Origin of the sequence: Sphingomonas sp. IBVSS2, from assembly GCF_002127225.1 — a bacterium.
Taxonomy (GTDB): Bacteria; Pseudomonadota; Alphaproteobacteria; order Sphingomonadales; family Sphingomonadaceae; genus Sphingomonas.
Genome location: NZ_NFUR01000003.1, coordinates 680,020 through 690,896 on the forward strand (window position 1 = coordinate 680,020; position 10,877 = coordinate 690,896).

Here is a 10,877-nt window from a genome sequence, read left to right on the forward strand (position 1 = left end):
CATAGGCTCCGGAACCGCCAGCCTTTCTCCCGTCATTGTGGTGATAGCGTTACCAGCCCTTGACCTGTATATCCTTCCCGACAACGCTGACAAAAATCGCGGGAGAGGAATCATGAAGCTGCGCCGCCACGCATTTACGGGTTCGCTGGTCGCCCTGGGCATCGCCCTTGCCGCCGCGGCGCCCGCCGCCGCGCAGGACCAGCCCCGGCCCTGGATGGATGCCGGCCTCGCCGCCGATGCACGGGTAAAGGCAGTGCTTGCCCAGATGACCGAGGATGAGAAGCTGACGCTGGTCTTCGGCTATTTCGGCACCGATTTCGCGCCGAAGAACGGCTATAAGGCCCCCGCGGAAGCGCGACAGGGATCGGCCGGCTATGTGCCCGGCATTCCCCGGCTGGGCATCCCGCCCCAGTGGCAGACGGATGCCGGCGTCGGCGTGGCTACCCAGGGCGGTGCGGCGCGGAAGCGCGGGCGGACCGCCCTGCCCTCGGGCCTCGCCACCGCCGCGAGTTGGGACGTCGACCTCGCCCATGCCGGCGGCGCGATGATCGGCGCGGAAGCGCGCGCGTCGGGCTTCAACGTGATGCTCGCCGGCGGCGTCAACCTGATGCGCGAGCCGCGCAACGGCCGGAACTTCGAATATGGCGGCGAGGATCCGCTGCTCGCCGGCACGATGGTGGGCGCGCAGATCGCCGGCATCCAGTCGAACCACATCATCTCCACCGTGAAACATTATGCCGTGAACGATCAGGAAACCGATCGCGACACCGGCAATTCGATCATCGACCAGGGCGCGGCGCGGACCAGCGACCTGCTCGCCTTCCAGATCGCGATCGAGAAGGGCGATCCGGGCTCGGTAATGTGCGCGTACAACCGGGTGAACGGCACCCATGCCTGCGAGCACCCCTGGCTGCTCACCGACGTGCTGCGCCGCGACTGGGGCTATAAGGGCTATGTGATGTCGGACTGGGGCGCCACGCACTCCACCGCGCCGGCCGCCAATGCGGGTCTCGACCAGGATTCGGGCTTCCCGTTCGACAAGCAGCCCTATTTCGGGGCGCCGCTGAAAGCCGCGGTGGCGAAGGGCGAGGTTTCGGCGGCCCGGCTCGACGCGATGGCGGGGGCGATCCTGCATGCGATGTTCGCCAACGGACTGTTCGAGAAGCCGATCGCCGACGCGCCGATGGACCTGGCCCCCGCGATGCTCGCCGACCATGCCGAAGTGACTCGCCGGGATGCCGAGGGCGGCGCGGTGCTGCTCAAGAACCGCGACGCGATCCTGCCGCTCTCGACCATGACGAAGAAGATCGTCGTGATCGGCGGGCGCGCCGACAAGGGCGTGCTGGCGGGCAGCGGCTCGTCGCTGGTCTATCCGGTGGGCGGCAATGCCGTGCCCGGCCTGAAGCCCACGACCTGGCCCGGGCCGGTGATGTACTATCCCGACGCTCCGCTCGCGGCGATCAGGGCGCAGGCGCCCGGCGCCGAGATTGTGTTCGCCGACGGCGGCAATGCCGGCAGCGCCGCCAAGCTCGCCAGGGACGCGGATGTCGCGATCGTCTTCGCCACGCAATGGGCGGGCGAGGCGTTCGACGTGTCGCTCACGCTCGAGGACGGCCAGGACAAGCTGATCGCGGCGGTGGCCAAGGCCAATCCGCGAACGGTGGTGGTGCTCGAGACCGGCGGACCGGTGCTGACGCCGTGGCGCGACCAGGTCTCCGCCATCCTCGCCGCCTGGTATCCGGGCACCCAGGGTGGCAACGCGATTGCCAACCTGCTGTTCGGCAAGGAAAATCCTTCAGGGCATCTGCCGGTCAGCTTTCCGGCGAGCCTCGACCAGCTGGCCAAGCCCGCCGCCCCCAGCAAGGGCGACACGACCTATGGCGAAGGCGCGACGGTGGGCTATAAATGGTATGACGCCAAGGGGCTGACGCCGGCCTTCGCCTTCGGGCACGGGCTCAGCTACACCGAGTTCGCCTATTCGGGGCTGAGCGCGCGCGCCGATGGCGGAACGGTCTCGGCCAGCTTCACCGTGCGCAACACCGGCAAGGTGAAGGGCAAGGCCGTGCCGCAACTCTATGTCGCCGGTGCCGGCTGGGAGGCGCCGAAGCGGCTGGGCGCGTTCGACAAGATCGCGCTGGCGCCGGGCGAGGCGAAACAGGTTTCGCTCAAGATCGATCCGCGCCTGCTCGCGACCTGGGACGGGGCGGGCAATGGCTGGAAGATCGCGGGCGGGACGGTGCAGGTGATGCTGGGCACCTCGGCCAGGGATATCGTCGCGACGGTGCCGGTGACGGTGGCGCCCCGGACGATCGCGGTGGGGTGGCGGCCTTAGGGCTCGTAGAAGAACCCGTCATCCTGGCGAAAGCCGGGATGACGGTCATGGGCGGGATGGCGATCCGGCGCCAGGTGGCGGCCGATCAGAACGAAAGCCGCCGCCCCTCCCGCGCGCTCTCCCGCGCCATTTCCATGATCCGCAGCCCCAGCACCGCGTCCTCGCCGCTGACCGGCGCGGGCGCCCCATCGGCTATCGCCTGGGCGATGCCGGCATAATAGCCGCGATAGTCGCCGGTTTCGGTCGGGACGATCTCGCTGCCGCCCTCGGCGTGCGTGAGGGTGCCGTGGAACTGCGGCTCCTCGTCGCCCATGGCGGGATCGGTGTAGCGGGCGCCGTCCTTCACGCGCGCTTCCTGCGGATCGAGGCCGTGCTTGGAAAAATCGGCCCGGGTGCCGTGCAGCCAGAAGCGCGGACGCGGCGTGACGAACAGGCGGCCGGCGGAAAGCGTCACGCGGCGCGGGCCCTGGAACAGGGTGATTTCGAAATAATCGTCGGTGCGTCCGCCTTCGCGCTGGACCGCGATATCGGCATAGAGCGCCTCCGGTGCGCCAAAGAGCTGGAGCGCCTGGTCGATCAGATGCGGGCCGAGATCGGCGAGGATGCCGGCCCCCGCTCCGGGATCTTCCTTCCAGGCCTGGGCAAGCGCGGGGCGGAACCGGTCCCAGCGCAGCTCGGCCAGCATCACCTCGCCCAGCACGCCGCTGTCCAGAAGCTTGCGGACGGTGCGGAAATCGCCGTCCCAGCGGCGATTGTGAAAGGCACTGACCAGCAGGCCCTTCGCCTTGGCGAGCGCGACCAGCGCTTCGCCATCGGCAAGGCTGGTCGCGAAGGGCTTGTCGATCACGACATGCTTGCCCGCCTCCAGCGCCCGGCGCGCGAGCGGGGCGTGGGTGTCGTTGGGCGTGGTGATCACGACCAGCGCGATCGAAGGATCGGCGAGCAGCGCATCCGGCGTGGTGACGGCCACGTCCGGATAGCGCTCGTGCACCCGGTCGGCGCGCGAGGTGGCGACGGCGGCAAGTTCCAGCTCCGGCACGGCGGCCACCAGGGGCGCATGGAAGGCCATGCCGCCCAGGCCATAACCAATCACTCCTGTGCGGATCATGCGACGCTCCCTATGTCCTGCTGCCACCGCCCTTTAGGGCCAGGCGGGCCGCCGCGCGAAGAAAAAGCGTGACCCCGGCCGCCAGCCGGGATCACGGAGGGGACCTCTTCAGATCGCGTATTTCGCCCGCTGCGGCCGGCTGAGCATCGCATTGGCCGCATCGTCGCCGATGAACCGCTCCGCCACGGGATCCCATTTGAGCCGCCGCCCGGTCTTCATCGCGATATGATGGAGCAGGCAGGTCGAGCAGGCACGGTGGCCGATCTCGGCGGGTGCGCTGACCGGCACGCCCTTCAGGATCGCGTCCAGCCAGTTCCGGTGCTGCTCGGGCGCCTTGTAGAGCCGAACCTCATTCGGGCCGATCACGCTATCGAGGATCCCGGGATCGCTCGCCGCGAGCGGCACGTCGGCAGGCTTGGAGGGATCGGAGGAGGAAACCGCACCGGTGCGCTGGACGAATACCCAGCCCTTGTCGCCGATGAACTTCACGCCATTGGGCAGCGCGCCCGAGATCGTCATGGTCACGCCATCGGCATAGCGGGCATGGGTCTCGAACGGGCCGTGCACGTTCCACAGGCCCGATCTGGGGAATTCGGCACTGCCCCAGATCTCGACCGGGCCGCTATGCTCCATGTCCATGCCCCAATGGGCGATGTCGACATGATGCGCGCCCCAGCCGGTGATCATGCCGGCGCCGAACTGCTCCATGCGGAGCCAGCCGGGCCGATCCTCGAAGCTGTTCTGCGGGTGGACGCGCGTCTCGGTATAATAGACTTCGGGCGTGGTCCCCAGCCAGGCGTCATAGTCGAGGTTCGCGGGAATCGGCATCTGCGCCGCCGCGGGCCCCGAGGGATCGCCGGGCAGGCCGATCTCCACATGCTTCAGCCTGCCGATCCGGCCGTTGCGGACCAGCTCGCAGGCGCGGTGGAATTGCGGCCAGGGGTCCTGCCCACGCTGCTGCGAGCCGATCTGGAGGATCCTGCCGGATCGCTTGACCTCGTCCGCCATCCGCCGCCCCTCGGCGATGGTGAGCGAGGCGGGCTTCTGGAGATAGACATGCTTGCCCGCCTGCACCGCATGCACGGCGAGCGGGGCATGCTGGTGATCGGGCGTGGAGATCAGCACCGCATCGATATCCTTCGCGGCGAGGAGCTCGCGATAATCGGCATGGCCGCGCGTGCCCGAATAGGGTTTGCCGGTGCTGGCGGCATAGCGATCGTCGACCAGCTGCATGCCGGCGCCGAGCCGCTTGGTATCGACATCGCACACCGCGACGATCTGCGCGTCGGCGTGCTTGTGGATCTCCTTCATGTCGTGGACCCGGCTGATCCGGCCGACCCCGATCGCGCCGATCGTCACCCGGTTCGACGGCGCGTTCCTGCCGAACACGCTCGCTGGCACGATCATCGGCGCCGCGATGGCTCCGAGCGTCTGGCGTCTGGAAAGCCGCATGCCCCTCTCCTTCCCTGGTTCAGGCCGAAACCGGCCGGGTGGCGTTCTTCTGCGCGGTGAGCACCAGTTCGGCGGCCAGCAGCGCCTGGTCCTGGTCCTGCGCGACGCTGCTGCGCTCGACGACATCGGCGATGAACTGCGGGCCGAACGGGAGATGGACCTTGGAGCAGTCCATATATTGCACGCCCTGCCTGTCGCAGATCAGCAGATGGTTGCCGCCGGGCCGGCCGGCGATGTCGACATATTTGCGCAGCTCGATATAGCCCTCGGTGCCGAGGATGAAGAGCCGGCCGTCACCCCAGGTCGGCAGCCCGTCGGGCGTGAACCAGTCGACCCGGACATAGCCGGTGCCGCCGTCGCCGGTCAGCATCATGTCGCCGAAATCCTCGAAGCCGGGCTTGTCGGGCCATTTCAGGTTGCCGGTCTGCGCGGCGACGACATGCGCAGTCCTCGAGCCGGTATAGAACAGGAACTGATCGGCCTGGTGGCTGCCGATATCGGTGAGGATGCCGCCATAGCGCGCCTTGTCCCAGAACCAGTCCGGGCGGCCCGAGCCGACGCGGTGGGGCGCGAGGTTGACGGTCTGGATCACCTTGCCGATCCGGCCCTGCCGCACCAGCTCGCCCGCCTGGACGGCGGCGCGCACCTCGAGCCGCTCGGAATACATGATCGCGAACTTGCGGCCGGTTTCCTTGATCGTGCGGCGGACCGCGGCGAGCTGGTCGAGGCTGGTGATCGCCGGCTTGTCGCCGAGATAGTCCTTGCCCGCCTGCATCGCCCGGATGCCGAGCGGGGCGCGGAGATCGGGGATCGGCGCGCCTGCGATCAGCCTGATCGTCTTGTCGCCCAGGATCTCGTCCTCGCTCCGCGCGAGCTTCACGGCATTGCCATAACGCTTGCGGAACATGTCCACCTGCCTGGGATCGGCCGCATGAAAGGCCTTGAGCACGCCGCCGCCGCGGATCATCGCGTCGGTCATCGAATAGATGTGCGCATGATCGAGGCCGATCACGCCGAAATCGACCTTGTGCTTCACGCCCGGCTCGGGGCCGATCGGCGCGGCATTCTCGGACGGGGCGTTGCCCGAGCTTTGCGACTGGGCGAGAACTTCGGGCGGCAGCATCGCGGCGATGCCCGCAATGCCGAGGATCGAACGACGGTCCATTCTGGTGAAGCTCCCTGTCACTGCGCCGGCGTGGCGGCGGTCTTCCAGTTGATGACATGATAGGTGGCCGGGGTCCCGCCCACATTGCGCAACGCATGTTGCGCGTTCGACGCATTGAAGATCACCGAGCCAGGGCCGAGCCGCTCCCATTTGCCACCCGAAAGCGCTTCGACAATGCCCTGGTCGACGATCACCAGCTCTTCGTTCGGATGCCGGTGCGGCGGGTGCGAGGACAGGCCCGGGTTGAGCGTGGTGACGTGCATCTCGAGCTCGGCCAGCGTCGCGGTGGGCTGGCGGACGAGATTGCGGAGCGCGCCGACATCGGTCTTCTGCACGGCCAGCCGGTTCCAGTCCCACACCGCCGGCCCGAGCACGGCCTGCCGCTGCGCCAGGGCGCTGGCGCCCCAGCCGAGCACCAGCGCGGCCGCCGCTACGGCCAGGTCCCTTTGCGTGATTCGCATCCCCATTCTCCTCGCCCGCACGATCGCTCGCCATGTCGGACGGAAGAATGCTATCCACAATTGTCCGAGTTTTGAACCCTATTTTTCAAACACCGCGGCAGCGCCGCCATGCGCGGCGAGATCGAGGGTCAGCGCCTCCCCTTCCGCCACGCGCCGTTCGGTGAGGACCGGGGCGTCGGGCTTGTCGCCATCGCTCCACAATCGCATCGCCGCGCCGCGCCGGCCCAGAAAGTCGAGCGGCACGGTGACCTTGCGCGCGGTCTCGCTGTTCAGCGCGCCGAGGAACCAGCGCGCGCCCTTGCGGCGGGCGAGGACGATATATTCCCCCGTCTCCCCGGCCAGATAGCGCGTCTCGTCCCAGCTTGCCGGCACCGCCTTGATGAAGTCGAAGCCGGCGGGACTGGCGGCATAGGTGTCCGGGCTGTCGGACACCGCGGCGACCGGCGACAGGAAGGCGACGTACAGCGCCAGGCCGTGCGCGCGGCTGGTCTGGACGAAGGGCAGGTCGCCGCGGATGCGGAAGGCCTCGGGCGTCACGTTGCGGAAGCCGCCGGGAGTATAGTCCATCGGGCCGATCAGGCCGCGGGTGAAGGCGAGCGTGACGTTGTGGCGCGACGTCACCCGGCGCGACCATTTGTTGTACTCGGCACCCATCACGCCTTCCTGGGTCATGAAATTGGGCCAGGTGCGCGCCAGCCCGCGCGGCGGATAGGCGCCGTGGAAGTCGACCATGATGTGGTGGCGGGCGGCGGCGGCCAGCGTGCGCGCATACCAGTTGACCATCCACTGGTCGTCGCGGTCCATGAAATCGACCTTGATCCCGGCGATGCCGAGCTTCTCATATTCGGCGAGCGCGTCTTCCTGCTGCTCGTCCAGCGCCTGCCAGTGCATCCAGAGCCAGAGGCGGACCTTCTTCGATCTGGCGTAGTCGACCACTTCGCGAAGGTTGAGCGCGTCGGTCCATTTGGTGATGTCGACGCCCGGACGGCGTACCCCGCCCCCGCCGGCCCCCGCATACCAGCCCTCGTCGATCATCGTATAGGGCAGGCCGTTGGCGGCGGCGAAGTCGATCAGCGCCTTGGCGACGGCGGTGGTGCTGCGCTGGCCGGGCAGCGCCGCGATCACCGGGCCGCTCCACCAGTCCCAGCTCGTCAGGCCGGGCTTGATCCAGCTCGTGTCCTCGATCCGGCTCGGGCTGGAAAGATCGAGGACCAGCGTCGACTCGTTGAGCTTGCCCAGCTGGTCCGCCAGCATCACCACGCGCCACGGCGTGACGATCGGACTGCCGATCCGGGTGTGCACCGCGATGCGATAGTCGTCGAGCGAAGGCGAAAGCTTGACCTGCAGCCCCGGCCCGCCATCGCCCCGGCCGGTGAGGTACATGCCGGCAAAGTCGATCAGGTCCGCCTCGGTCAGCGCGAAGGCGGCCTTGCCGGTCTCGCAGGCGAAGGGCAGGCTGAAGAGGTTATGGTCGCGCAGGCGCGGCACGTCCACGGGATCGAACTCGCCTTCATGGCTGGAGCCGAACTTGCCGACGTTGAAGCCCCAGCATTTGTAGGTCGGCGGAAAATAGAAGCCGGTGCGCTCGTAGCGGACGATCGCGGCCGCGGTCTGCGGCTGGACCGGCACGACGGTGCGAAAGGCGACGCCGTCGTCATAGGCGCGCAGCACCACGTCCATCCGGCGCTTCGCCCCACCCTTCTCCTGGAAATGCACGGTGAGCTGGTTGTAATGGTCGCGCCCTTCGGCGGCGTTGCCCGCGACGATCGGATAGCGGGCATCGGCGCTGGCGGTCTCCGAGCCGGTGATCGCCAGGCCATAGCCCAGCGTATCGGCATCGAGGTCGAGCAGGATCGGCGACGGCGCGAGCACCAGGCTGCCCCCGCGCGATACGGCATAGACCGGCGTGCCCGCACCGTTCAGCTGAAGCGAGATGCGGTTGCCGCCATCGGGCGACGCGGCGGTGAGGACCTGCGCGCCGGCGGGCGCCGCGACGAGCAGCGCCAGCGCCGCAAGGGCCGCCCTCACGCCTTGTGCGCCTTCAGCACCGGCGCGAGCACGCTTTCCATCGCGGCAAAGCCCTGGCCGGTCGGGTGGACGCCGTCAAAGGCCATGCCGGGCTTCATCGCCCCCGCCTCGGTGGCCAGCACCGCAGTATAGTCGATGAAGGTCGCGCGGGCGCGGCGGGCATAGCTGCTCAGGAACAGGTTGATCCGCCGGATCGACTCGACCGGGTCCAGCCCCGGCCGCCAGGGGAAACGGTCCGCCGGCGGCACCGCGCCGAGCAGCACCGCGATGCCGTGCGCCTGGGCGAGCTCGGTCATCGCCTGGAGATTGTCGCAGCTCTGCTGGACCGTGATCTTGCCGGTGTTCCCGGCAACATCGTTGGTGCCCGCCATGATGTGGACGAGGCGCGGGCGCAGCCGGATCACGTCGGCCATCATGCGGAGCACCATCTGCGGGGTGGTCTGCCCGCCGATGCCGCGGCCGATGCGGCCGGGGGTGAAAAAGCCGGGTCGGCTGTCGGCCCAGATCTGGGTGATCGAATCGCCCATGAAGACGATGTCGACCTTCCGGCCCGAGGCGATCAGCTTTTCGTTGTCGGCGGCATAATGGCCGAGCCAGGGCCAGTCCTCCTTCAACTGGCGCTGACGCTTCTCGTCGCCGCTCTCCTGCAGCTTGCCGGCACAGGCCGTGGCGGGGACGAGCAGCATTCCGGCAAGGAACCCACGGCGGACCATCGACATCACGGCGCCTCCAGCATCGTACGGATGGCGCCGACACTAGCGCCCGGCCGGCCCGGGCGGAAGCGCCCCGGAACGGGACAGGTTTTCGGAACAAAAGCCCGCAAGTTCCCGCAGACAAGGCCGTTTAGGGGATTGGCCCGGCATTGTGCGCGGATGACGGGACCGCGTTGGACGGCGTTACGCGCACCAGTTCGTTCCTTGCCGCCGGAGGGAGATCATCCCCGAGGTCCGGCGGCAAGCGAACAGTCTTCTCAGTGCACGGACACAGTCTCGCCCTCGGCCCGGACCACCGGCGCGCGGCCGGCGGCGAGCGCGAACACGCACAGCGCGACATAGCAGGCCGCGGGCAGGATCAGCGCGAAGCCATAGCCATGCGCGCCCGAGAGCAGGCCGACGAGCAGCGGCAGGATCGCGCCGCCGACGATCGCAGTGCACAGCAGCCCCGAAGTCGATTCCGCGCTGGCGGTGGAGCGTTCGAGCGTGAGCGTGAAGATGACGGGGAACATGATGGAGTTGAACAGGCCGATGCTGAGCGCGACGAAGCCGGCGGTGACGCCGCCCACCGCGAAGACATAGAGGCACATCGCGGCGGCGATGGCAGTGAAGAGGGCGAGCAGCCGGTGCGCCTTGACCCGGGTGAGCAGGAGCGAGCCGATCAGGCGGCCGACCATGGCGCCGCCCCAATAGAAGGCGACGGCCTTGCCGGCTTCCTGGAGCGAGACGCCCGGAATGCCGTCGCTGCCCATCGCATAGCCGAGCAGCGGCACCCCGAACGCGGCATCCGAATGGCCCCAGATCGCATCCGAATTGAGGAACAGCGCCATCTGCGTGCCGATCGCCACTTCGGCGCCGACATAGAGGAAGATCGCAAGCCCGCCGAACATCGCCCAGCGCGACGAGACGGCGTCGGCGATCAGGCTGCCGATGCCCCGGCGCCCGGCCGTGGAGAGCGGCGCCGCCTCGGTCACCACTCGGCGGCTGAGATAGAAGAACACCGCCAGGGCGGCGATCAGGCCGCAGATCCAGAAATAGGCGGAATCGATGCCCGCCAGCGCCTGCGCGCGGACTTCCCTGGTGACGACTGCCCCTTCCTTCACTTCGATGCCGGCCAGGAACAGGTGCGCACCGAGCAGCGGCCCGATGAACGTCCCCAGCGAGTTGAAGGTCTGGCTGAGCGTCAGCCGGAGATGGCTGTAGCGCGGATCGCCCAGCGCGGCCGCAAGGGGGTTGGCCGCCACCTGCAGGATGGTGATGCCGCTCGCCAGGATGAACAGCCCGAGCAGGACCAGCGTGAACACCGCGAGATTGGCGGCCGCGAGCATCACCAGGCATCCGGCGATCATCATGCCCAGCGCGGTCAGGATGGTCGGGATCGACTTCAGGCGCGCTAGCAGTGCCGCCGCTGGGAACGACATCACGCCATAGGCCGCGAAGAAGGCGAAGGCCGCGGCCTGGGCCTGGAAATCGGTCAGCGTGAAAATGCCCTTCACCGCCGCCACCAGCGGGTCGATCAGCGACGTGATGAACCCCCAGGCGAAAAACAGGCATGTCACGATGGCATAGGCCGCCGTTACGCCGGCCGATTGTTTCGTCGTCATTTGTCCCCCCTGAA

At 68.3% G+C, this 10,877-nt stretch carries 8 protein-coding genes; 1 reads left to right on the forward strand and 7 read right to left on the reverse strand.

Annotation, left to right across the window (positions count from 1 at the left end):
- The first annotated feature begins 112 nt into the window (after window positions 1-112).
- Window positions 113-2,332, forward strand: coding sequence for a beta-glucosidase (locus CAP40_RS13485; RefSeq protein WP_086130004.1), 2,220 nt, complete (start codon window positions 113-115; stop codon window positions 2,330-2,332).
- An 85-nt stretch (window positions 2,333-2,417) separates the two neighbouring features.
- Here the strand turns inward: CAP40_RS13485 and CAP40_RS13490 are convergent, their stop codons facing one another.
- The 7 genes from CAP40_RS13490 to CAP40_RS13520 form a co-directional block, all read right to left on the reverse strand.
- On the reverse strand, window positions 2,418-3,440 hold the full coding sequence (locus CAP40_RS13490; protein ID WP_086130005.1) for an oxidoreductase: 1,023 nt from the start codon (window positions 3,438-3,440) through the stop codon (window positions 2,418-2,420).
- Window positions 3,441-3,548: 108 nt separating this feature from the next.
- Window positions 3,549-4,892 (reverse strand): Gfo/Idh/MocA family protein, encoded by a 1,344-nt coding sequence (locus CAP40_RS13495; RefSeq protein WP_086130006.1) that lies wholly within the window; start codon window positions 4,890-4,892, stop codon window positions 3,549-3,551.
- Between the two features lie 19 nt (window positions 4,893-4,911).
- Window positions 4,912-6,057, reverse strand: coding sequence for a Gfo/Idh/MocA family protein (locus CAP40_RS13500; RefSeq protein ID WP_086130007.1), 1,146 nt, complete (start codon window positions 6,055-6,057; stop codon window positions 4,912-4,914).
- A 17-nt stretch (window positions 6,058-6,074) separates the two neighbouring features.
- A complete protein-coding gene (locus CAP40_RS13505) occupies window positions 6,075-6,518 on the reverse strand; it encodes a cupin domain-containing protein (RefSeq protein WP_086130111.1) in 444 nt (147 codons plus the stop codon).
- A gap of 78 nt (window positions 6,519-6,596) precedes the next feature.
- Window positions 6,597-8,546, reverse strand: a complete 1,950-nt coding sequence (locus CAP40_RS13510) for a glycoside hydrolase family 97 protein (RefSeq protein ID WP_086130008.1) — start codon at window positions 8,544-8,546, stop codon at window positions 6,597-6,599.
- Window positions 8,543-9,265, reverse strand: a complete 723-nt coding sequence (locus CAP40_RS13515) for a GDSL-type esterase/lipase family protein (protein WP_086130009.1) — start codon at window positions 9,263-9,265, stop codon at window positions 8,543-8,545. The genes CAP40_RS13510 and CAP40_RS13515 overlap by 4 nt, the downstream gene beginning before the upstream one ends.
- A 251-nt stretch (window positions 9,266-9,516) precedes the next feature.
- Window positions 9,517-10,863 carry an MFS transporter gene (locus CAP40_RS13520; protein ID WP_086130010.1) on the reverse strand — a complete coding sequence of 449 codons (1,347 nt, stop codon included), beginning with the start codon at window positions 10,861-10,863 and terminating at the stop codon, window positions 9,517-9,519.
- Window positions 10,864-10,877 lie beyond the last annotated feature (14 nt).